Raw genomic sequence first — 20602 nt, 5'->3', positions numbered from 1 at the left:
GGTGACGTATGTGATCGCCCTGCCCTGTGTCGACGTGAAGGATCGCGCCTGCGTCGACGAATGCCCTGTCGATTGCATCTACGAGGGCGAGCGCTCGCTGTACATCCATCCCGACGAGTGCGTGGACTGCGGCGCCTGCGAGCCGGTGTGCCCGGTCGAGGCGATCTACTACGAGGACGACCTGCCCGAGGAGTGGGCGGACTACTACAAGGCCAACGTCGAGTTCTTCGACGAGATCGGCTCCCCGGGCGGTGCGGCCAAGGTCGGCGTCATCCACCACGACCACCCGGTCATCGCAGCGCTTCCCCCTCAGGGCGAGTAGTGAGCGTCCGCGACCTCGCCGACTACCCGTGGGATGCGGTCGTCCCGTTCCGCGAGCGCGCCGCGCGACATCCGGACGGCATCGTCGATCTGTCGATCGGCTCGCCGGTCGACCCCACGCCCGAGGTGGTGCGGCGAGCGCTCGCAGAGGCGACCGACGCGCATGCCTATCCGCAGACGGTCGGCACGCCGGCGCTGCGCGAGGCGATCGTGGACTGGTACGCCCGTCGCCGCAGCGTCCCGGATCTCAGTGCGGCGAATGTGCTGCCGACGATCGGCTCCAAGGAGTTCGTGGCACTGCTGCCCACGCTGCTCGGGCTCGGTCCCGGCGACATCGTGGTGCATCCGCGCATCGCCTACCCGACCTACGAGGTCGGTGCCCGTGTCGCCGGAGCGACGCCGATGCCGTCCGACGACCCGGCGGAATGGCCGGAGGGCACTCGGCTGATCTGGGTCAACACCCCGGGCAACCCGGACGGACGCACCTGGACCACCGACGAACTCGCCGCCGCGGTGGCCCGCGCGCGCGAGCTCGGAGCGATCCTGGCGAGCGACGAATGCTACGCCGAGCTGGGCTGGGACGGCCCCTGGGCCACTGAGCAGATTCCGTCGGTGCTCGACCCGCGCGTGACCGGGGGCAGCCGCTCGGGCCTGCTGAGCGTCTACTCGCTGAGCAAGCAGTCGAATCTCGCCGGATACCGTGCGGCGTTCGTCGCCGGATGCCGCACGGTGATCTCCGACCTGCTCACCGCCCGCAAGCACCTGGGGCTCATGCCGCCGCAGCCGGTGCAGCACGCCATGGCGGTGGCCCTGGGCGACGACGAGCACGTGGCAGCGCAGAAGCGGCTCTACCGCGCACGGCGCGACGTCCTGCTCCCCGCCGTGCGACGGGCCGGCTTCCGCGTCGACGGCTCGGAGGCGGGCCTGTATCTGTGGGCCACCGAAGGGCGGGATGCCTGGGAGTCGATGGGGCGTCTGGCCGATCTCGGCATCCTGGCCGGCCCGGGGCCGTTCTACGGCGGATTCTCGGCGGAGCACGTACGACTGTCGTTGACGGCGCCGCAGGAGCGGATCGACGCCGCGGCCGCGCGGCTGGGCACGGCGCAACTGTAGGTTCCGTCAGTCAGATCCGCCCGTACCTTGGCGGATGTCACAGTTGGCCCCTCGCCGCACTAGGCTGTAAAAGCCATGCGGTCGCCTTCCGGCCCGTGGCTACCGCGCCGACACGGCGCATCAAGACTTTTCGTCCGCACGCGACTTCGATTCAGCAGGAGGTTTGGCGTGAGCACAGCTCTGCCGGAGAAGGCGACCCTCACCGTCGGCGGCACCACCGCCGAGTTCCCCGTCATCCAGCCCACTTCGGGCGCGGGGAGCATCGACTTCTCGACCCTGACCCGACAGACCGGCTACACCGGACTGGACTACGGCTTCGTGAACACCGCATCGGCGAAGTCCGCGATCACCTACATCGACGGCGACAAGGGCATCCTGCGCTACCGCGGGTACCCGATCGAGCAGATCGCGAAGAACTGCACCTACCTCGAGGTCGCCTGGCTGCTCATCTACGGCGAGCTTCCGACCCCGGACGAGCTGGCCGGCTTCGACGAGCAGATCCGCAAGCACACGCTGCTGCACGAGGATCTCAAGCACTTCTTCCAGGCGCTGCCCGACAACGCGCATCCGATGGCCGTACTTTCCTCGGCTGTGGCGGCCCTGTCGACGTACTACCAGGACCACTCCGACCCGGCCAACCCCGAGCACGTGGAGCTGAACCAGATCCGCATGCTCGCAAAGCTGCCGGTCATCGCCGCCTATGCCCACAAGAAGAGCGTCGGTCAGGCCTTCCTGTATCCCGACAACTCGCTGAGCTTCGTGGACAACTTCCTGAAGCTGAACTTCGGCGTGATGAGCGAGCCCTACGAGCTGAACCCGGTGATGTCGAAGGCCCTCGAGCTGCTGCTGATCCTGCATGAGGACCACGAGCAGAACGCCTCCACCTCGACGGTGCGCCTGGTCGGCTCCACCGGTGCGAACCAGTTCGCGTCGGTCTCGGCCGGCATCCAGGCGCTGTCCGGACCGCTGCACGGCGGCGCGAACGAGGCGGTGCTCACGATGCTCGGCCAGATCCGCGAGTCGGGGCAGAGCGTCCAGCGGTTCGTCGAGCGTGTGAAGAACAAGGAGCAGGGCGTGAAGCTGATGGGCTTCGGGCACCGGGTCTACAAGAACTACGACCCGCGCGCCAAGCTCGTCAAGGAGGCCGCCGACGAGGTGCTCGCCGAGCTCGGCGTGACCGACCCGCTGCTCGATCTGGCCAAGGAGCTGGAGGAGATCGCGCTCGCGGACGACTACTTCAAGGAGCGCCGCCTGTACCCGAACGTCGACTTCTACACCGGCGTCATCTACAAGGCGATGGGCTTCCCGACCCGCATGTTCACCGTGCTGTTCGCGATCGGCCGTCTGCCCGGCTGGCTGGCGCAGTGGCGTGAGCTGCAGCTCGACCCGCAGACCAAGATCGGCCGCCCGCAGCAGCTGTACACCGGCGCTCCGGAGCGCTCGTACCCCGGCGCCTGAGCCGGCAGGCATAAGGAACGGCCCCGGCATCCCTTCGTGGATGCCGGGGCCGTTCCGCGTCTCGGCGGATGTCGGAGTGCGTGGTCAGGCGGCGTCGGCGAGGACCGTCTGCGGGCCGGTGGGGAGCTGCACCGGGGCGGTGTCCCGCCGGCGCGCCGCAGGGACGATAGCGACGATGGCGGCGGCGACGACGGCGAGCACGGCGATGGTGACCCAGGCGACGTCGTAGCCGCGTTCGAGCGGACGCCCGGCGGGATCGAGCGTTCCGAAGACGATCGCGGTCATCAGGGCCGAGCCGATCGCGGAGCCGATCGAGCGGAGGTTGGCGTTCACGCCCGTCGCGATCCCGACGCTCCCGGCAGGGACGCTCTCGACGATGATGCTGGCCATCGCCGCGTACGCCGTGCCCACGCCGACGCCGAACAGGCCTCCGGCGAGAGCGAGTTGCCACACGGCGGAGTGGAACAGCACGGCTCCGATCACGGTGGCGCCCATCAGCAGCGCGCCCAGCACGAGCTGCCTGCGCAGTGCCAGCACGCGGGTGAGGGGGCCGGTGGCGAAGCCCGCGACCGACATGCCGATCAGTAGCGGCACCAGGACCAGCCCGGCGGTCTGCACGGTCAGTCCGAGCGCCCAGCCGGTGTCGGCCGGCACCTCGAGGAACAGCGGAAGATAGCCCCAGAAGCCGAACACCGCGACGCCGATGAGCAGGCCGGCCGCGTTCACCGGCCAGATGTCGCGGTGGGCGAGCATCCTGATGTCGACGAGGGGAACCGCGGAGCGGAGCTCGGAGATCACCCAGGCGGCGAGCAGCACGGCAGCGAGAGCGAACATGCCGAGCGTGACCGGGCTCGCCCAGCCCCAGTGCGCACCCGAGGCGAGCGGCAGCAGCAGGGCGACGAGCCAGCCCGACAACAGCACCGCGGACAGCGAGTTCAGGCGCCCGGCCGTGCGAAGACCCGATCGCGGGATCCAGGCGACGGTGAGCAGCGCGCCGACAGCCCCGGCGACGAGGGCGACCTCGAACAGGCCGCGCCAGCCGATCGCGGCCGAGAGGGGGCCGGCCAGCACGCTGCCTGCGGCACCGCCGATGCCGACGAGGGCGCTGACGGAGCCGATCGCACCGGTGAGGCGCTGGGGCGGCATGACCTCGCGCAGCAGGGCGAAGGCGAGTGGGAAGACGGCACCGCCGGCGCCCTGCAGGACGCGACCGAGGATGAGGACGCCGATGTTCGGGGCGAGCGCGGCGACGAGGTTGCCGAGCATCACGACGGCGAGCACGGCGAGGAGCGTCGTGCGCCGGCCGCGCAGATCGCCGATCCGGCCGAGCAGGGGAGTCGCCACTGCGGCGGCGATGAGCCAGGCCGTCATGGTCCACGTCGCGGCGTCGGAGGCGACGTGCAGGTCGGACTCGATCATCGGGATCACCGGGATGACGAGGTTCTGCAGAAGTGCGATCGAGGCGACGCTCACAGCGATGGCCGCATAGGCGCGGCGGGAGGTCGAGCGGATGGTCATGGGTCCTTCCGATCATGCGGAGATGAGAGGTAGAATCGGAGAGTGGCTCCGAACGGAGAAAGCCTCCGCTTAGAACAGTAACGGAGGAGGCCTCCGCTTTGCAACCGATTCATCGAACTTCTCCGACACCGTGGAGGACAGCGTGACGACCGTGGCACCGGCATCCGTTCTTCTGGATGAGCGCCGGCCGAAGCGCGCCGACGCGGCGCGCAACTTCGACGCCCTGGTCGCGGCGGGGCGCGCGGCCTTCGCCGAGGACGGATCGGATGCCTCACTCGAGGACATCGCGCGGCGGGCGGGTGTGGGAATCGGCACGCTGTACCGCAACTTCCCGACCCGCGACGACCTGATCGAGACGCTGTACCTCAGCGAGATCGACGCGCTCGCCGCATCCGCTCGTGAAGTGTCCTCGCTCGAGCCGTGGCAGGCGCTGCGCGCCTGGCTCGACCGCTTCATCACGTACGTCGGCACGAAGCACGCGCTGCTGGAGGGCCTGAACCGCGAGTCGTCGGTGCTCACCCAGTGCCGCTACATCATGCTGTCCGCGGGAGAGCCGCTGCTCACGCGCGCGCAGCAGGCCGGTGAGGTCGATCCCGGGGTGACGATCAGCGACGTCGTGAAGCTGGTCTCCGGTGTCGCCGCCGTCGCCTCCTTCGAAGACGAGGCGCAGCGCGAGCGCGTGATCAACCTGGCGATCAACGCGATCCGGCGCTGACGTCGCTGACCGACGCTCTCTGTCGTTCAGGTCGCCGTCGGTCCCGGAAGTCCGCGACCAGAGCGTGACCGACTGCGACCTGGGTGCATGCAACGACGCCCCCTCGCGCGTGCGCGCCGCCCCGAGGGCGTCGGCAGCGCGAGGGGGCGTCGCGATGAGTGTCAGTGCGTGCGGGGCGCGCCGGAAGCGCGCTGCGCACGGCGATGCTGGGGGCGCGGCGTGCGCCCTCGGATGCCGGAGCGCTCGACTGCGTCGTGTAGCGGGTCTGGCCCTGTCCGCGTGAGTGCGACCGGCCGGCGGCATCCTGACGCTGGCCACTCTGACGCTGCGCGCTCTCACGGGGCTGACGCTCGCCGCCACCCTGCGCAGCGCCGGATCCGCGACCGCCGGGACGACGACGTCCGCCGCCGTTCCCCTGCGGCTGACCGCCCTGGCCGGCGGGCTTCGCCTTCTTCTGTCCGCCGCCCTGCTGCTGCTTCACGACGGGCGCCGGCTTGACCTTCGCGGCACGCTCCCGGACCAGCTCGTCGACGACCGATGCGGTGACCGGCTCGAGGTCGGCGGTGATCTTCGCCTTGCGCAGCAGGTCCTTGACGTCGCGGCGCTGCTCGGGCAGCACGACGGTGACGACGGTGCCCGCAGCGCCGGCACGCGCGGTGCGGCCGGAGCGGTGCAGGTACGCCTTGTGCTCCATCGGCGGGTCCACGTGCACGACGAGCTCGACCTCGTCGACGTGCACGCCGCGCGCCGCGACATCCGTCGCGACGAGCACGCGTACACCGCCGTCGGCGGGATCGGCGGAGAAGGCGGCCAGGTTGCGCTCGCGCGCGTTCTGGCCCAGATTGCCGTGCAGGTCGACAGAGGGGATGCCCGCGGTGGTGAGCACCTTCGCCAGCTTCTTGGCCTGGTGCTTGGTGCGGGTGAACAGGATGCGACGTCCCGTGCCGGACGCGAGATCCTGCACGAGCTGCTTCTTCGCGTCCGCATCGGACGACAGCAGCACGCGGTGGGTCATCTCGCCGACCGGCACGCTGGCCTCGTCGACCTCGTGGCTGACGGCATCGTGCAGGAAGCGCTTGGCGAGCACATCGATGCCGCGGTCGAGGGTCGCGCTGAACAGCAGACGCTGGCCATCCGCGGGAGTGGCCGCGAGGATGCGGGTGACACCGGGCAGGAAGCCGAGATCCGCCATGTGGTCGGCCTCGTCGAGCACAGCGACCTCGACGGCGTCGAGCTTCACGACGCCCTGCTTCATGAGGTCCTCGAGGCGGCCGGGGCACGCCACGACGATGTCGACGCCCGAGCGCAGAGCCTGCTCCTGCGGGCGCTGGCTGACGCCGCCGAAGATCGTGGTGACCTTCAGACCGGCCGCCTTGGCCAACGGGGTGACGGTCGCGGCGATCTGGGTCGCGAGCTCACGGGTGGGGGCGAGCACGAGGCCGCGCGGGTGGCCGGGGCGGCTGCGCCGCGCAGCATCCGTCAGACGGGCGACGAGCGGCAGTGCGAACGCGATGGTCTTGCCGCTGCCGGTGCGGCCGCGGCCGAGCAGGTCACGGCCGGCGAGGGAATCGGGGAGCGTGTCGCGCTGGATCGCGAACGCCTCGGTCTTGCCGTCGGCTTCGAGCACGGCGGCGAGCGGCGCGGGCACGCCGAGGTCGAGGAAGGAAGGCATAGGGGTGTCTCCGTGGAAGGGGCGCAGTTCGTTGCGCGGGTGGGCGACGGCGCGGGATCGCGCATCGGTTCGCCGTTCGAGATGCCGGCGCCGATGAACGGCGCGGAAGGATGTCGACGACGCAGACGACTCGCTCGATCGCGAGGGGCGTCACCTCGACTCTAGCAGGATCGCGGTCGGCGCGCGCTGGGAGCAGCGCGCGAGACGGCGAGCCCACGCCGAGACGGCGGTGCAGCCACGCGTGTTCGGCGCGGGCGTGCAGTCTCGGAAGGAGGAGAGCTGGCTCAGGCGTGCAGCACGGCGTTCAGCGTGACGCCGTGACCCTCGCGGGAGGTCGCCTCGACGGCTCCGGTGAGCGAGTTGCGACGGAACAGGATGCCGTTGCGGCCGGACAGCTCGGCGGCCTTGATCGTCGGTCGTCCGCCGTCGGCGGTCGGCGTGGCATCCGCGAGCACGACCTTGGTGCCTGCGGTGACGTACAGGCCGGCCTCGACGATGCAGTCATCGCCCAGCGAGATGCCGATGCCGGCGTTCGCGCCCAGCAGGGAACGGGAGCCGACCGAGACGCGGTGCGTGCCACCACCGGAGAGCGTGCCCATGATCGAGGCGCCGCCGCCGATGTCGCTGCCGTCGCCGATGACGACCCCCTGGGAGATGCGTCCTTCGACCATGGACGCGCCCAGCGTGCCGGCGTTGAAGTTCACGAAGCCCTCGTGCATGACGGTGGTGCCGGGCGAGAGATGAGCCCCGAGACGCACGCGGGAGGCGTCGGCGATGCGCACGCCCTCGGGCAGCACGTAGTCGGTGAGGCGCGGGAACTTGTCCACGCCCTGGACCTGCAGTCCGTGGCGCTGCAGCAGCGGGCGCAGGCGCTCGGCCTCCGCCGGGAGCATCGGGCCCGCGGTGGTCCAGGCGTTGTTCGGCAGGTGAGCGAAGATGCCGTCGAGGCTGAGCTCGTTCGGGCGCACCAGCAGGCGCGACAGCGCCTGCAGACGCAGGTAGGCGTCGGCGGTCGAGGCGACGGCGGCGTCCAGATCGAGGGACAGCTGGACGAGCTCGGTGCGCACGGCGCGGCGCTCGTCGACGTCGGCGAGCGCGCCCCAGGTCGCGGACGCCGAGGCCGCGTCAGCCGCATCCGGCTCTCCGAAGCCGAGCTCGGGGTACCAGGCGTCCAGAACGGTGCCGTCCGCGGCGATGGTCGACAGGCCGATGCCCCAGACAGTGCGCTCAGTGCTCATCCTTCAACGGTAAAGCATCGGAACGCGCGAACTAAGCTGGGAGTCATGGCGCTCGATCCGTCCGCATCCTCCGTTGAACTCACTCGCGCGATCTGCGACTTCCACAGCGTCTCGGGCGACGAGGCCGCGCTCGCCGACGCCATCGAGGAGGTCGTGCGCAGATGCGCGCACCTCGAGGTGATCCGGCACGGGAACACGGTCGTCGCCCGCACCGATCTCGGCCGGGCTCAGCGCGTCGTCATCGCCGGGCACATCGACACGGTCCCCATCAACGCGAACCTGCCGACCCGGCTCATCGACCTCGACGGCGAGCCGTTCCTGTGGGGGCGCGGCACCGTCGACATGAAGTCCGGGCTCGCCGTGCAGCTGAAGCTCGCGGTCGAGCTCGCGGAGCCCGCTGTCGACGTCACCTGGATGTGGTACGACAACGAAGAGGTCGAGGCGTCGAAGAACGGACTCGGGCTGCTCGCCGCCGTGCGTCCTGAGCTCTTCCAGGCCGACTTCGCCATCCTCGGCGAGCCGTCTGACGGTGAGGTCGAGGGTGGATGCAACGGCACGCTGCGCGTGGTCGTGCGCACTCACGGCGTGCGCGCGCACAGCGCTCGTTCCTGGATCGGGGAGAACGCCATCCACGGCGCCGCACCCATCCTCGCCCGGCTCGCCGAGTACCGCCCCGGGAGGTTCCTGTGGAGGGACTGGTGTACCGCGAGGGCCTGAACGCCGTGAAGATCAGCGGCGGCGTCGCGGGCAACGTCATCCCCGATCTCTGCGAGGTCGAGGTCAACTACCGGTTCGCCCCCAGCAAGGACGTCGCCGAGGCCGAAGCGCACGTGCGCAGCGTCTTCGCCGGCTTCGAGGTCGAGGTGACGGATGCCTCGGACGGCGCCCGCCCCGGACTCGATGCTCCCGTCGCCAAGGACTTCCTCGCCGCGGTGGGCGGCGGTGCGCGGCCGAAGTACGGCTGGACGGACGTCGCCCGGTTCTCGGCGCTGGGCGTTCCCGCGGTGAACTACGGCCCTGGTGACCCGCATCTGGCCCATCACGACGAGGAGCGGGTGCCTGTCGCGCAGATCGAGGCCGTCGAGCGCGGGCTGCGCGCGTGGCTCACGGCGTCCTGACCCCGGCGATCCGCGGCTGGGCGCGGCTGCCGGTCCCGCTGCGCATCGCGGTCGTCTATCTCGCCGCACGGGTCGTCACGACGCTGCTCCTGCTGGCGGCCGCGAGCGAGTCGACGTCGCTGTCCCGCTTCGGAGCCGGCCCTGGACTGAACGACTTTATGCTCGGCTGGGACGCCCAGTGGTACTGGTTCGTCGCTGAGAACGGCTATCCGACCGAGCTTCCCCGCACCGAGTCCGGTGACGTCGCGGAGAACGGCTGGGCGTTCATGCCGGTGTTCGCATATGCGGCGAAGGCGCTCGGGCTCGTCCTCGGTTCCTGGGGTGCGGGAGCGCTCTCGATCTCGCTCGTCGCCGGATATCTCGCCTGCCTCGCGCTGCACCGGCTGCTGCGCGATCGCATCGGGACGTCGGCCGCCATGTGGTCGGTCGTGTTCTTCTCCGCAGGTCCTCTGGCGGCGCTGTTCCAGGTCGGCTATGCCGAGTCGCTGTTCGTGCTGCTGCTGCTCGTGTCTCTCGATCTCGTCGCCCGCCGGCGGTACGGATGGCTGTACCTGCTCATCCCGGTGATGGGGTTCACCCGTCCCGGCATTCTCGCGTTCGCCCTGTATCTCGGCTTGATCGGGGTCATGCGCTGGTTGCGCCGGGACCAGGATCCGTTGCCCGCCCGCGAGATCGTGCACCTCGTGGCGCTCGGAGCCCTGGCGACGGTCGTCGGCTTCTCCTGGCAGGTGCTGGCGGCGACCGTCACAGGTGTACCCGACGCGTACCTCGCCACCGAGCTCGCCTGGCGGCGCAACTGGATCGCGGGCGGGGCTTCCGGGTTCCTGCCCTTCGACGGATTCGTGCAGGGCGCCCAGTTCTGGTTCGGGCAGTGGGGGATGCCGGGCTGGTGGGGGCTGGTCGCTCTCGTGCTGCTGGTCGTGGGAGTCGCATACGCGCTGCTGCATGCTCGGGCGGTGCGCGCCTTGGGCGCCGACCTGCGGCTGTGGAGCGCGAGTTACCTGCTGTACCTGCTGGCGGTGTTCTTCCCGCAGTCCAGCACCCTCCGCCTGCTGATGCCGCTCGCCCCGCTGTGGGGCGCCGTCGCCGTGCCGCGATCCCGGTGGTACCGGCTGTCCGTGCTGGCGGCGTGCCTGCTCGCGCAATGGCTGTGGATCCACTTCATGTACGGCCTCGGTCAGACCTACTGGCAGGTGCCCTGATGACGTACTGTGCGCGGGTGCGCGTCGCACCCTGAGACTGATCGATAGACTTGTCCCATACCACCGAGGAAAGGAAGCCACGATGGCAGCGATGAAGCCGAGGACAGGCGACGGGCCGATGGAGGCCGTGAAGGAGGGCCGCCTCATCATCGTGCGGGTTCCGCTCGAGGGCGGCGGACGCCTGGTCGTCTCCGTCAACGACGCTGAAGCGAAGGAGCTCCACGACGTGCTCGGTGCCGTCGTGAGCGCAGCCTGACCTGTCACGTGAAGAGGAGCGACGGAATGATCCGTCGCTCCTCTTCTGCGTCGTGGTCGTCTACTCCGACACTCGCGAGAGCTGCAGCAGGCCCTCGCCGGCGGAGTTGATCGCGGCGAGCACCGCCGCCGACTCCTGCGTCTCCTGGAGCAGCGAGCGGTAGGCGGTCGTCACGGCATCGCGCTGCACGGGGTCTGCAGCCCTGCCGCCCGCGAGCACTCGGGGCACGAGCACGAGCCCGCCGGTGCGCACCAGCCGCAGCCCGTGCTCGACGTACTCGATGACGTTCTCGGGGTCCGCGTCGATGAGGACGATGTCGTAGGAGCCCTCATTCATGCGCGGCAGGACACCCGATGCGCGACCCGTGATGAAGCGCGCCCTGGCCGCGGGGATCTTGGCGTCGGCGAAGGACTGCCTGGCGGCACCCAGGTGCTCGGGCTCGTTGTCGATGGTCGTCAGCACCGCCTGCGGCGCGCCGCGGAGCAGCCACAGGCCCGAGACGCCGGCGCCGGTGCCCACCTCGATGATCGACCTGGCAGCGACTGACGCGGCCAGGACGGCGCACTGGGCGCCGATCGCCGGACTCAGAGGCGCGGCCCCGAGCTCGATCGCGTGGGCGCGGGCCCGGGCGATGGCGGTGGGTTCGACGATGGTCTCGCGGACGAATCGGGCGTTCGCATCGTGATCGCTCATGACTGTCTCCAGAGGGCCGGGGGATTACCCAAGAATATGCGTCGATTCCGGATCGAAAGGTCAGGCGCGGCGGGTAGCCTGGGGAGATGGATTTCGGGCTCACCTTCGAGAAGCTGCTGCTGATCGGCGTGGTCGCTGTGCTGATCGTCGGTCCGGAGCGCCTTCCCGCGCTCGCTGAGAAGTTCGCCAAGTTCGTGCGACAGGCCGGCGAGTACATCCGCGACACCAAGGGGCGGATGCGGGAGGAGATGGGACCCGAGATCGACGACATCGACTGGCGCAAGCTCGACCCGCGTCAGTACGACCCGCGCCGGATCATCCGCGAGGCGCTGCTCGACGAGCCCACCCCGCAGCACCCGCCGCGGCGGCAGCAGGCGCTGCGGCGGCCGCCACCGTCACCGAGACCGCGGCCGCGCCAACCCTGACGCGTCCCCGCTTCGACCGTGCGACTCCGCCGCCCTTCGACGACGAGGCCACCTGAGATCAGCGCGGCGCGAACGGCAGTGAGCGCCCGGCCAGGCTGCGACCCTGCCCGGCGACGGTCTCCGCGAGGGCGCTGATCGCCCGAGCAGAGGCGTCCTGCGGCTCGCCCAGGACCACCGGCATCCCGGCGTCCCCTCCCACGCGCAGCGCGGGGCTGAGCGGGATGGACGCCAGCAGCGGCACCTCGAGCGCCTCCGCGACCTGGGCGCCGCCGCCGGAACCGAACAGGTCGAGGGCCGTGCCGTCCGGCAGTGCGAGCGCAGCCATGTTCTCGACCACGCCGATCACGCGCTGGCCCGTGCGCCGGGCCACCAGTCCGCTGCGGATCGCGACCTCTGCGGCCGCCGGCTGCGGCGTCGTCACGACGAGCACCTCCGCGTGCGGCAGGATCTGACCGATCGAGATGGCGATGTCGCCGGTTCCCGGCGGCATGTCGACGAGCAGCACGTCGAGGTCTCCGAAGAACACGTCGGTGAGGAACTGCGTCACGGTGCGGTGCAGCATCGGTCCGCGCCAGGCCACCACCTGCTCGCCCTCGCGCAGGAACATCCCGATCGAGATGGTCTTCACATCGTGCGCCACCGGGGGCAGCATGAGGTCGTCGATGCGGGTCGGCTGGGTGCCGGGCTCGATGCCGAGCAGTCCCGGGATCGAGAAGCCGTGCACGTCGGCGTCGATGAGGCCCACACGCAGGCCGCGCGCGGCGAGGGCCACAGCCAGGTTGGCGGTCACCGTCGACTTGCCCACTCCGCCCTTGCCGCTGGAGACCAGGATCACGCGGGTCAGCGAGTCGGGGCCGAACGGCATCTGCCTGGCCGGGCGGCCGTCACGCAGCTTCTCGGTGAGCGCCCGGCGCTCCTCCGGCGTCATCACGCCGACGTCGACCGTCACCTCGTCGATCCCGGGCACCGATGCTGCGGCGTCCCGGACGTCCTGCTCGATGCGCTGCGCGGCGGGGCATCCGACGATCGTGAGCACGATCGAGACCTTCGCCGTCGTGCCGTCGACCGACACGTCGCGCACCATGTCGAGGTCGCCGATCGGTCGGCGCAGCTCGGGGTCCGTGACGGCGGCGACCGCCCGCCGGACACTGTCGGCTGCTGTCACTGCGCGTTCTCCTGATCGTCGTCGCGTGAGGCCTCGAGCTCGCCGAGCAGCGCCTTCAGCTCCTGCCGGAGCACGTCGCGGGTCACGGTCTGCGCGCTGCGCTCCTCGAGCGCGATGCGCAGCGCCACGACCTCGCGGGCCAGGTATTCGGTGTCTGCCATGTTGCGCTCGGCGCGCTGCCGATCCTGCTCGATCTGCACCCGGTCGCGGTCATCCTGCCGGTTCTGCGCGAGCAGGATGAGCGGGGCGGCGTACGACGCCTGCAGCGACAGCATGAGGGTGAGCGCGGTGAAGCCCAGCGCTGCGTCGTCGAATCGCAGGTTCTCGGGCATCATCGTGTTCCACGCGATCCACGCGGCGCAGAACAGCGTCAGGATCAGCAGGAAGGTCGGGGTGCCCATGGCGCGGGCCACCCACTCGGTGAACCGTCCGAACCTGTCGCGCGAGGACGCGGAGGGACGAGCGGCGACGCCCCGGTCCAGCGGCTTGTCGAGGCGGGGCTCGCGGGCCATCATCGTGCACCTCCTGCTGCGGTCTCGTCCGCGTCATGGGTGCGCCAGTCGTCGGGCAGCAGGTAGTCGAGCACGTCGTCGATGCTGACCGCGCCGACCAGGCGGTGCGCGGTGTCGACGACGGGCAGCGACACCAGGTCGTAGCTGGCGAGCATGCGCGCGACCTCGGCGGCGGACGCCGTGGCCGGCACCGGCTCAAGGCTGTCGTCGACGATCGCGCCGAGTCGTTCGTGCGGCGGGTAGCGCAGCATCCGCTGGAAGTGCACGAGGCCGAGCAGGCGTCCGGTGGGGGTCTCGAAGGGCGGCAGGGTGACGAACACCGCCGGCGGCGAGGGCGGGATGCAGCTCGTGCCGCCGGATGAGGGCGAGTGCCTCCGCGACGGTCGCGTCGGCGGACAGGATGATCGGCTCCGGCGTCATGAGTCCGCCGGCGGTGTCGGGGCCGTAGCGCAGCAGCATCCGCACGTCCTCGGCCTCCTCCGGCTCCATCAGCGCGAGGAGCTGCTCGAGGCGCTCCGGCGGCAGCTGGGCGAGCAGGTCGGCCGCGTCGTCGGGCTCCATCTCGTCGAGCACGTCGGCCGCGCGCTCGTCTCCGAGCCGGTCGAGGATGCCCATCTGATCGTCCTCGGGCATCTCCTCGAGGGCGTCGGCGAGACGCTCGTCCGGCAGCTCCTCGGCGACCTCGATCATGCGCTGCTCGGGAAGATCGAGCAGCGTGGTCGCCAGGTCGGCGGCGTGCAGCTCGGAGTAGCTGGCGACCAGCTGCTCGGCGGACTGCGCCGCGCCGGGAGTGCGCTGCTCAGCCACTTCGTTCCATGCCGCGAAGGTCGTCGGCCCCTTGGCGAACGGCGAGGCGCTGGTCTTCGGCTTGCGCAGGAACAGCTGGGCGATGGCCCACTCGCCGTGCCGGTCCTGCTCGATCGCGACATCCTCGACCACGGCGGTGCCGCTGCCGTCGGCGAACGCGACCTGCCGGCCGAGGTACTCGGCGAGCACCCGCACCTCACCGGGGCGCGGCTGGAACCGGCGCACGTTGATGAGGCCGGTCGAGATGACCTGACCCGCGCGGATGGACGTGACCCTGCCGATCGACAGGAACACCTGACGGCGACCGGGGATCTCCACGACCAGGCCGATCACACGGGGCGCGGCGGAACTTCGATACACGATGACGACGTCCCGGACCTTGCCGAGCCGGTCGCCCACGGGGTCGAAGACGGCGCAGCCCGCCAGGCGCGCGACGAAAACCCGTTGTGTGCTCACGGAACCAGAGTAGTGCGCGGGCGGTTGCGCCCTCAGCGGAAGCATCCGCCGTGCCCGGGTGCTCCAGAAGTCGACATGGAACAATGGCCGCATGAGCATGCTGAACCGACCGGCGAACGGCACCGATGTGGGAGAGATCGTCTTCTCGGTGCGTGACTACGAGAGCGCTCAGAAGACGGTCTCGAAGCTGATCGCCGGTGAGGTGCCCGCTCGCGACATCGCGATCGTGGGCATGGGCGTGCGCACCATCGAGCGCGTCACCGGACGGCTCGGCTACGCGATGGCCGCGCGATCCGGCGCCATCAACGGCGTCCTCATCGGGCTCTTCCTCTCGGCGATCATGCTGTTCGGCAACCCGAACGCCCCGATCACGCTTTTCCTCGGATTCGTGTTCATCGGCGTCGCACTCGGCATGATCATGAGCCTGATCTCGTTCGCGATCGTGCGGCGCCGCCGCGACTTCGCGAGCGTCACGCAGCTCGCCGCGGATCACTACGAGGTGCGCGTGCAGTCGGCGTCGCTGGCGAAGGCGCGTCAGGTGGTCGGCGCGTCGACGCGAGCCGAGCCGGTGCGCCCCGCCGTCAACCTCGACGAACCGCCGAGGTACGGCGAGCGGATCGCATCGGACGGGTCGAACGCTCAGCCGACGACGGGCACACAGGATCCGGCATCCGGTCCGTCGCAGCCGGCGGATGCCACGGCGCAGCCGGCCTCGGCCCCGCAGCCTCCTGCGGCACCTCCGCTGCCCCCCATGCCCGCGCCGCCGGTTCCGGGGTCCGAGGATGCTCCGGATGAGCCGCCCGCCGGGCCTGAGCAGGACGCCGACTTCGCATCGGCACCGGAACAGGAATCCGGCGGTGGCGCGGACAAGCACGACGAGGGACGATGAGGTCTCCGGCCGCGAGCGGGAAGGTCATGCGGGTTCCGTTCGCGATCCCGTTCCTCCGGACATGAGGATCCCCGTCGATCTGCCTGCGGAGACGGTGTCGGCCGCCTGGGAGCCGGTGGACGGCGGCGACGTCGTGGCGATCGCACACGGTGCGGGCACGGGGATGGATCATCCGTTCCTGCTCGGATTCTTCGAGGCGCTCCGTGCCGAGGGATTCTCGACGCTGCGGTTCAACTTCCCCTACGTGGACGCAGGCAGGCGGATGCCGGGCCCGGCCGCGCAGGCGATCACGACCTGGCGCGGTGTCGTCGCCTGGGCGCGTGCTCAGGTGCCGGAGGCGCGCGTGTTCGCGTCCGGCAGGTCGTACGGCGGGCGGATGGCCTCGATGGCGGTCGCCGAGGGACTCGACGTGGACGGGCTCGTGTACCTCGGATATCCCCTGCACCCGCCCGGGAGGCCCGACAAGCCGCGCGTCGAGCATCTTCCGGCGATCGTCCCGCCACAGCTGTTCCTGTCCGGCACGAACGACCCGTTCATCCAGCCGCCGTCGCAGCTCGAAGCGGCGGTGGCGTCGTGCCAGGACGCCCGGCTCGAATGGGTCGAAGGAGGCGGGCATTCCTTCGAGGTGAAGGGTCGCAAACGCTCGGCATCCGAGATCGGGGCGGCGCTCGCGCCGCTCGTGGCGGAGTTCCTGACGTCGGCGGCGTGACACGATGGACGGGTGGATCGCATCGCCCTCATCTCCGACGTGCACGGCAATCTCGGGGCGCTCGACGCGGTGCTCGCCGACATCCACCACCGCGGGATCGAGCAGATAGTCAACCTGGGCGACACGGCGGGGAAGGGACCGCGCGGCGAGGCGGCCGTGCAGCGCTGCCGTGAGGCATGCGCGGTGAATGTGCGCGGCAACTGGGACGACTTCCTGCCCGGCATCGCCGACGACGCCTCGGAAGGGCTGGTCTGGTGGCGCGATGAGCTGTCTGGTTCGAGCCGCGCCTGGCTGCAGGATCTGCCGCTCAGCCACGACCTGATGATGAGCGGACGGCGGATCCGGCTGTTCCACGCGTCGGCGGAGAGCCCGCACAAGCGGGTGCACTTCCACCACACGCCGGAGCAGTTCGCCGCGATGTTCGAGAACACGGCGATGACCGGCGACGGCCCGGCTCCCGATGTGGTCGGCTATGCGGACATCCACGACGCCTACATCGAGTCCGAAGGCGGCCGGACGCTGTTCAACGTCGGGAGCGTGGGAAATCCACTGGACGAGCCGACGCCGTCGTACGTCATCCTCGAGGGCCTTCTCGGCGTGGAGGACGTCGCGCCCTTCGGCATCCAGTTCGTGCGCGTGCCGTACGACATCGAGGCCGAGGTCGAGGTGGCCGAGCGGCTCGGGATGCCGGAGCGCGATGTCTGGACCGTCGAGCTGCGCACGGCGCGGTATCGCGGAATGCAGTGATCACGGCCGGGTTCCACCACGCCGGGATGAACCATCTGGCCTTCCACGGAGGCTCGCGGGATGCCGTGGACGCGCTGATGGCGGTTGCCGGGGCTCACGGCTGGCAGCCGCTGTACGCGGACCGGTATCCGCATGCCGGCGGCGCAGACCACTACGCCGGCTGGCTGGAGAACGCGGCGGGGTTCAAGGTCGAGGTGGTCGCGGGCTTCTCGGGCAGGATGGACGGATGATCACGACCGTTCTCTTCGACCTCGACGGCGTGATCCGGCATTTCGATCCCGAGGTCACGGCGGACATCGAGCGGCGACACGGAGTCGCTGCGGGGGAGCTCGCTCGAGTCGCTTTCGAACCGCGGCTCGCCGGCATGCTCGTCACAGGCCGGCTGCCCCGTGCCGACTGGGTGTCCGCCGTCGGCGAGGCGATCGGCAGCGCTGAGGCTGCGATGCAGTGGGGCGCACAGCAGGCGCACGTCGATCCGGACGTGCTCGCGCTCGCCGCAGAGATCCGCGATCGCGGCATCCGCACTGCGATCCTCACCAACGGCACCGACACGATCGCCGAAGAGACCTCGGCACTCGGACTCACAGGCGCCTTCGACCCGATCTTCAACTCCGCCGAGATCGGGCATGCGAAGCCTGATGCGCGAGTGTTCGCGCACGTCATCGAGGCACTCGGATGCGCGCCCGACGAGATCTTCTTCATCGACGACTCCGCGACGAACGTCGCCGGTGCGGTTGCGGCGGGCTTGCACGCCCATCGGTTCACGGACGCAGTTGATCTGCGCCACGCGCTGCGCGCACACCTCGGTGACTAGAAAGGTGCGGCCGTTCTTCGGCGAAGGTGACCGTGTTCTGTGGGGGTGGCCGGTCGATGTAGATCAGGCCGGTGCGGCTGGTCCATTCCAGCTTTCCGGCGTCGAGTTGGCGGACGTGCCAGGGTGTGTGGTGTTTGAGGACGTCGACACGTGCTGCACCGCGCCGAGCTCGGCGGCCACGGCCCGCAGGGTCAGGTCGCCGCTGTCAGCGCCGTCGCTGGCCTCGGCGGCCGCGAGGACGAACTGGGTGGCGAGGGCGAGCAGGCCGTCGCGGGCCGCCTGCAACTCGGCCAGGGTGGTCTCGATCTCACGTACGGACTCGACGATGTCGTCGAGCAGCTGCCGCTGCTCGAGATGTGTTCGTTTCTCACCGGAAGTGCGCGACGGCTTCCGTCGCGATGAGTTCGGGTTCGGCGACCGGGATCAGATGGCCGGAGCGCTCGGCCACGACGAACCTCGCATCGAGTGCGCGCGCGGTCTCTCGGTGCGCCGCGACCAGCCGCGCGCGCATCCGCCGGTCGGCGAAGGTGCTGCGTGCGCCGGAGAGGACGGTGACTGGGACCCCGCTCAGATCCGGCGATGCCTCCATCAGCTGCTGGACGCCGTCCGCGACGTGACTCAGCTCGGCGGCCGCGGCCCGCGCTGCCGCAACCGTGGCAGAGGCGTCTGCAGCGGCGGTGCGCCACGGCTCCGGCAGTCCGGTGAGCGTCGAGCGCATCAGCGGGGCGAGCAGCCGCATCCGCGCGAGCGGCGGCATCAGCTTCGCCTGGGAGGCGGATGACCAGCGCATCATCGGTGAGACGTAGAGGTCGGCAGCATGCTCATCGCTCTGATCCACCAGAACGAGGCCCGCCGGCGGCGAGCCGGCAACGGCGAGTCGCGCGGCCAGCGTCCGCACGATCGGACCGCCCCAGCTGTGCCCGACGAGCACGAGCCGCCGGTGCGCCTCACTCTCGATCGCCGCCTGCAGGTCGTCCGTCAGTCCCGCGAGGTCGCGGTGCCGCGCCGGACCCGGCGTGCTGGTGCCGTACCCCGCTCGCTCGTAGGCGACCACGCGCGCCGACCGCGCGACCTGCTGCTGCACCGGCCCCCAGTACCGCCCGCTGATGCCGAGGCCGGCCTCGAGCACGACCAGGTCGTCGCCCGCACCGAGGCTCATCGTGTGCAGCACGCGGCCGTCTGCGGTCTCCACGAGTCGATCGGTCATGGCGGGCGTCACGCTGCCGAGCCTATCGTCGGGCCGCCTCGCGCGAGTTCCTGCCTGTGCGATGTCCGGCGCGTGCGAAACCCCGCTCGCGCAGCGCCTTGCTCGCGCGATGCTCCGCCCCCGCGTGGCGCTCCGCTCGCGCGATGCTCCGCCCCCCGCGCGGTGCTCCGCTCGCGCGGTGCTCCGCCCCAGCATCGCTCCGCTCCGCTCGAGCTCGAGCGCCGCCGCGCGCCCGTGCCACGTCTCGCGGCGGTCAGCCCAGAGCATCCCGCCACACGGCTTCGTGCGCGCGCACGTACTCGGTCACCGCGCGCCAGTGGGCACCGTGACCCTCGACGTACATCGACCCCCACGGCTCCTCGCCGCGGTCGTGCGCCTGCCCGAGCATCCGGAGCATCGCCGCTGTGCGCTGAGCCATCGCAGCAGGGAGAAGCGATCTCATCCCATCGTCGGCGTCGTAACCGGCGATGAACGCGGCCAGTCGGGCGCCGGCGTCCTGCGGGTCCTGTGCGGGATCGTTCAGCGTGAACGCCGACGCCGAGTACGCCAGGTCCCACAGCCGGGTGCTGGGCCCTGCGCCGTCCCAGTCGATGAACACCCAGCGGTCGCCGACGATCAGGTTCCACGGGGCCACGTCTCCGTGACAGATCAGCTCCGGCTGATCCGGTGCCGGAAGCAGCACGTCCCAGGCATCCGTCGTGCGGAATGGGAACGAGGCCGCCGCGTCATGGATGCCGCGAACCATGCGCCCGATCCGGTTCAGGTCGTCGGTGTCGAGCACCTCGGGTCCCGCTCCCGGCACGAACTCCAGGATCTGCCGCCCCTGCTCGTCACGACCGAGCGGGGCGGGCGCATCGACGCCCCGAGCCCGGACGTGCTCGACGAGATCTTGCACGAGCGCCGTCTTCGCCGTCCACGGCTTCCGCACCGTCGCGCCGATCCGCACGACGGAAGCGGTCGCGTTGCCGCCGGTCAGCGGGTGCTCGGTGTCCACGGAACACAGCGTAGGGGAGGGCGCCCGCGTGGTCAGGCGCGGCCCCGCACGGACACGAGCCACTCGCTCACGCCTGAGACACCCGCGCTGAGGGGCGCGCTCACGACGAATCGGGTGTCTCGCTGACCCGTGCGGCCGCCGGTCAGCCGCTGAGATCGTCTGCGGCGAGCAGTCGCGCCATCGTGCGCAGGCCGAGGCGCGCCATCGGCGGGTTCGAGCGCTCGTAGTACCAGCCGAGGCCCACCGCCTGCTGCAGTGCCCACGCGGCTCCGCGCCGCCACTCGGCGTCATCCGAGCCGATGCGCGATCGCAGCACCTCGCGGTCATCGGCCTCGAAACGGTGCCAGGCGGCGACGAGATCCAGCGCCGGGTCGACCGGGCCGAACGATCCGGTGTCGAGCACTCCCGACAGGCGCCCGTCCGGTGAGATCAGCAGATTGGGCGGGATCAGGTCGCGGTGCGACATCACCTCGACTCCCGGATGCGGGATGCCGCGCCCACAGAGCGCGTCCGGCATCGACGTCGAGCAGATGCCCGCTGCGGTCGAAGCACATCTGCACCCACTCATCGTGA

The 20602-nt window shown here is 70.5% G+C and carries 21 protein-coding genes and 3 pseudogenes; 14 read left to right on the top strand and 10 right to left on the bottom strand.

All coding sequences use genetic code 11. The features are described 5' to 3' along the window. The first annotated feature begins 1 nt into the window (after position 1). The 3 genes from fdxA (at position 2) to L2X99_RS08680 (ending at position 2892) form a co-directional block, all read left to right on the top strand. Positions 2–322 (top strand): ferredoxin, encoded by a 321-nt coding sequence (fdxA, locus tag L2X99_RS08690; RefSeq protein WP_236135867.1) that lies wholly within the window; start codon positions 2–4, stop codon positions 320–322. Then, entirely contained in the window at positions 322–1434 is a 1113-nt protein-coding gene (gene dapC, locus L2X99_RS08685) for a succinyldiaminopimelate transaminase (protein WP_236124015.1), read from the top strand. The genes fdxA and dapC overlap by 1 nt, the downstream gene beginning before the upstream one ends. A gap of 168 nt (positions 1435–1602) precedes the next feature. Then, the gene (locus L2X99_RS08680) at positions 1603–2892 is read left to right on the top strand and encodes a citrate synthase (RefSeq protein ID WP_236124016.1); all 1290 of its coding nucleotides are present in this window, start codon (positions 1603–1605) and stop codon (positions 2890–2892) included. Between the two features lie 84 nt (positions 2893–2976). Here the strand turns inward: L2X99_RS08680 and L2X99_RS08675 are convergent, their stop codons facing one another. Next, positions 2977–4410, bottom strand: coding sequence for an MFS transporter (locus tag L2X99_RS08675; protein ID WP_236135866.1), 1434 nt, complete (start codon positions 4408–4410; stop codon positions 2977–2979). Between the two features lie 142 nt (positions 4411–4552). On the opposite strand from L2X99_RS08675, the gene L2X99_RS08670 reads away from it, so the two are divergent. Next, entirely contained in the window at positions 4553–5125 is a 573-nt protein-coding gene (locus L2X99_RS08670) for a TetR/AcrR family transcriptional regulator (RefSeq protein ID WP_236124022.1), read from the top strand. Here L2X99_RS08670 and L2X99_RS08665 read toward each other — a convergent pair. Together L2X99_RS08665 and dapD are read right to left on the bottom strand one after the other, a co-directional pair. Beyond that, positions 5106–6797, bottom strand: coding sequence for a DEAD/DEAH box helicase (locus tag L2X99_RS08665; protein WP_236124024.1), 1692 nt, complete (start codon positions 6795–6797; stop codon positions 5106–5108). The genes L2X99_RS08670 and L2X99_RS08665 overlap by 20 nt on opposite strands. A gap of 284 nt (positions 6798–7081) precedes the next feature. Further along, positions 7082–8035, bottom strand: a complete 954-nt coding sequence (gene dapD, locus L2X99_RS08660) for a 2,3,4,5-tetrahydropyridine-2,6-dicarboxylate N-succinyltransferase (RefSeq protein ID WP_236135865.1) — start codon at positions 8033–8035, stop codon at positions 7082–7084. 45 nt (positions 8036–8080) lie between these two features. On the opposite strand from dapD, the pseudogene dapE reads away from it, so the two are divergent. The 3 genes and pseudogenes from dapE (at position 8081) to L2X99_RS08645 (ending at position 10611) form a co-directional block, all read left to right on the top strand. Continuing rightward, positions 8081–9153: pseudogene (gene dapE, locus L2X99_RS08655) on the top strand (succinyl-diaminopimelate desuccinylase). Further along, the gene (locus L2X99_RS08650; protein WP_236135864.1) at positions 9135–10355 is read left to right on the top strand and encodes a hypothetical protein; all 1221 of its coding nucleotides are present in this window, start codon (positions 9135–9137) and stop codon (positions 10353–10355) included. Before dapE ends, L2X99_RS08650 begins: the two are co-directional and overlap by 19 nt. Before the next feature lie 82 nt (positions 10356–10437). Then, complete coding sequence (locus L2X99_RS08645) at positions 10438–10611, top strand: DUF3117 domain-containing protein (protein ID WP_236124028.1); 174 nt, start codon at positions 10438–10440, stop codon at positions 10609–10611. Positions 10612–10671: 60 nt separating this feature from the next. Here L2X99_RS08645 and L2X99_RS08640 read toward each other — a convergent pair whose 3' ends face one another. Next, positions 10672–11304, bottom strand: coding sequence for an O-methyltransferase (locus L2X99_RS08640; protein WP_236124030.1), 633 nt, complete (start codon positions 11302–11304; stop codon positions 10672–10674). An 86-nt stretch (positions 11305–11390) separates the two neighbouring features. Here L2X99_RS08640 and L2X99_RS08635 point away from each other — a divergent pair, with 86 nt between their 5' ends. After that, positions 11391–11729 carry a twin-arginine translocase TatA/TatE family subunit gene (locus L2X99_RS08635; protein ID WP_236124032.1) on the top strand — a complete coding sequence of 113 codons (339 nt, stop codon included), beginning with the start codon at positions 11391–11393 and terminating at the stop codon, positions 11727–11729. Between the two features lie 58 nt (positions 11730–11787). Here the strand turns inward: L2X99_RS08635 and L2X99_RS08630 are convergent, their stop codons facing one another. The 3 genes and pseudogenes from L2X99_RS08630 to L2X99_RS08620 form a co-directional block, all read right to left on the bottom strand. Then, entirely contained in the window at positions 11788–12894 is a 1107-nt protein-coding gene (locus L2X99_RS08630; RefSeq protein ID WP_236124034.1) for an Mrp/NBP35 family ATP-binding protein, read from the bottom strand. Further along, entirely contained in the window at positions 12891–13406 is a 516-nt protein-coding gene (locus tag L2X99_RS08625) for a DUF1003 domain-containing protein (protein WP_236126867.1), read from the bottom strand. Before L2X99_RS08625 ends, L2X99_RS08630 begins: the two co-directional genes overlap by 4 nt. Continuing rightward, positions 13406–14669: pseudogene (locus L2X99_RS08620) on the bottom strand (magnesium transporter MgtE N-terminal domain-containing protein). The gene L2X99_RS08625 and the pseudogene L2X99_RS08620 overlap by 1 nt, the downstream one beginning before the upstream one ends. Before the next feature lie 91 nt (positions 14670–14760). On the opposite strand from L2X99_RS08620, the gene L2X99_RS08615 reads away from it, so the two are divergent. The 6 genes and pseudogenes from L2X99_RS08615 (at position 14761) to L2X99_RS08590 (ending at position 18230) form a co-directional block, all read left to right on the top strand. Continuing rightward, positions 14761–15558: a general stress protein gene (locus L2X99_RS08615; protein WP_236135863.1), complete on the top strand. Its 798-nt coding sequence runs from the start codon at positions 14761–14763 to the stop codon at positions 15556–15558. A 61-nt stretch (positions 15559–15619) separates the two neighbouring features. Then, positions 15620–16267, top strand: coding sequence for an alpha/beta hydrolase family protein (locus tag L2X99_RS08610; RefSeq protein WP_236126868.1), 648 nt, complete (start codon positions 15620–15622; stop codon positions 16265–16267). A gap of 12 nt (positions 16268–16279) precedes the next feature. Then, entirely contained in the window at positions 16280–17014 is a 735-nt protein-coding gene (locus tag L2X99_RS08605; RefSeq protein WP_236124038.1) for a metallophosphoesterase family protein, read from the top strand. Between the two features lie 23 nt (positions 17015–17037). Next, a pseudogene (locus L2X99_RS08600) lies at positions 17038–17244 on the top strand (hypothetical protein); the annotation flags it as partial. After that, positions 17241–17828, top strand: a complete 588-nt coding sequence (locus L2X99_RS08595) for an HAD family hydrolase (protein WP_236124039.1) — start codon at positions 17241–17243, stop codon at positions 17826–17828. The pseudogene L2X99_RS08600 and the gene L2X99_RS08595, both read left to right, overlap by 4 nt. Before the next feature lie 150 nt (positions 17829–17978). Further along, the gene (locus L2X99_RS08590) at positions 17979–18230 is read left to right on the top strand and encodes a hypothetical protein (RefSeq protein ID WP_236124040.1); all 252 of its coding nucleotides are present in this window, start codon (positions 17979–17981) and stop codon (positions 18228–18230) included. Here the strand turns inward: L2X99_RS08590 and L2X99_RS08585 are convergent. From L2X99_RS08585 to L2X99_RS08575, 3 genes are all read right to left on the bottom strand, one after another. Further along, positions 18196–19035: an alpha/beta fold hydrolase gene (locus tag L2X99_RS08585; protein WP_236124041.1), complete on the bottom strand. Its 840-nt coding sequence runs from the start codon at positions 19033–19035 to the stop codon at positions 18196–18198. The genes L2X99_RS08590 and L2X99_RS08585 overlap by 35 nt on opposite strands. A 253-nt stretch (positions 19036–19288) precedes the next feature. Further along, positions 19289–20029, bottom strand: a complete 741-nt coding sequence (locus tag L2X99_RS08580; protein WP_236124042.1) for a phosphotransferase enzyme family protein — start codon at positions 20027–20029, stop codon at positions 19289–19291. Between the two features lie 142 nt (positions 20030–20171). Beyond that, entirely contained in the window at positions 20172–20546 is a 375-nt protein-coding gene (locus tag L2X99_RS08575; protein WP_236135862.1) for a phosphotransferase, read from the bottom strand. Between the last annotated feature and the right edge of the window lie 56 nt (positions 20547–20602).

Origin of the sequence: Microbacterium sp. KUDC0406, from assembly GCF_021582875.1 — a bacterium.
In the GTDB taxonomy this organism is placed as follows: Bacteria; Actinomycetota; Actinomycetes; order Actinomycetales; family Microbacteriaceae; genus Microbacterium.
The sequence above is the reverse complement of the archived record's forward strand: the minus strand, read 5'-3'. Positions and strand labels throughout refer to the sequence as shown.

Coding starts and splice junctions, on each gene's coding strand:
- L2X99_RS08665 (WP_236124024.1), bottom strand. CDS start 6,797: ATGCCTTCCTTCCTCGACCTCGGCGTGCCCGCGCCGCTCGCCGCCGTG.
- L2X99_RS08625 (WP_236126867.1), bottom strand. CDS start 13,406: ATGGCCCGCGAGCCCCGCCTCGACAAGCCGCTGGACCGGGGCGTCGCC.
- L2X99_RS08575 (WP_236135862.1), bottom strand. CDS start 20,546: ATGCCGGACGCGCTCTGTGGGCGCGGCATCCCGCATCCGGGAGTCGAG.
- L2X99_RS08585 (WP_236124041.1), bottom strand. CDS start 19,035: ATGACCGATCGACTCGTGGAGACCGCAGACGGCCGCGTGCTGCACACG.
- L2X99_RS08675 (WP_236135866.1), bottom strand. CDS start 4,410: ATGACCATCCGCTCGACCTCCCGCCGCGCCTATGCGGCCATCGCTGTG.
- L2X99_RS08640 (WP_236124030.1), bottom strand. CDS start 11,304: ATGAGCGATCACGATGCGAACGCCCGATTCGTCCGCGAGACCATCGTC.
- L2X99_RS08635 (WP_236124032.1), top strand. CDS start 11,391: ATGGATTTCGGGCTCACCTTCGAGAAGCTGCTGCTGATCGGCGTGGTC.
- L2X99_RS08645 (WP_236124028.1), top strand. CDS start 10,438: ATGGCAGCGATGAAGCCGAGGACAGGCGACGGGCCGATGGAGGCCGTG.
- dapD (WP_236135865.1), bottom strand. CDS start 8,035: ATGAGCACTGAGCGCACTGTCTGGGGCATCGGCCTGTCGACCATCGCC.
- L2X99_RS08615 (WP_236135863.1), top strand. CDS start 14,761: ATGAGCATGCTGAACCGACCGGCGAACGGCACCGATGTGGGAGAGATC.
- L2X99_RS08610 (WP_236126868.1), top strand. CDS start 15,620: ATGAGGATCCCCGTCGATCTGCCTGCGGAGACGGTGTCGGCCGCCTGG.
- L2X99_RS08595 (WP_236124039.1), top strand. CDS start 17,241: ATGATCACGACCGTTCTCTTCGACCTCGACGGCGTGATCCGGCATTTC.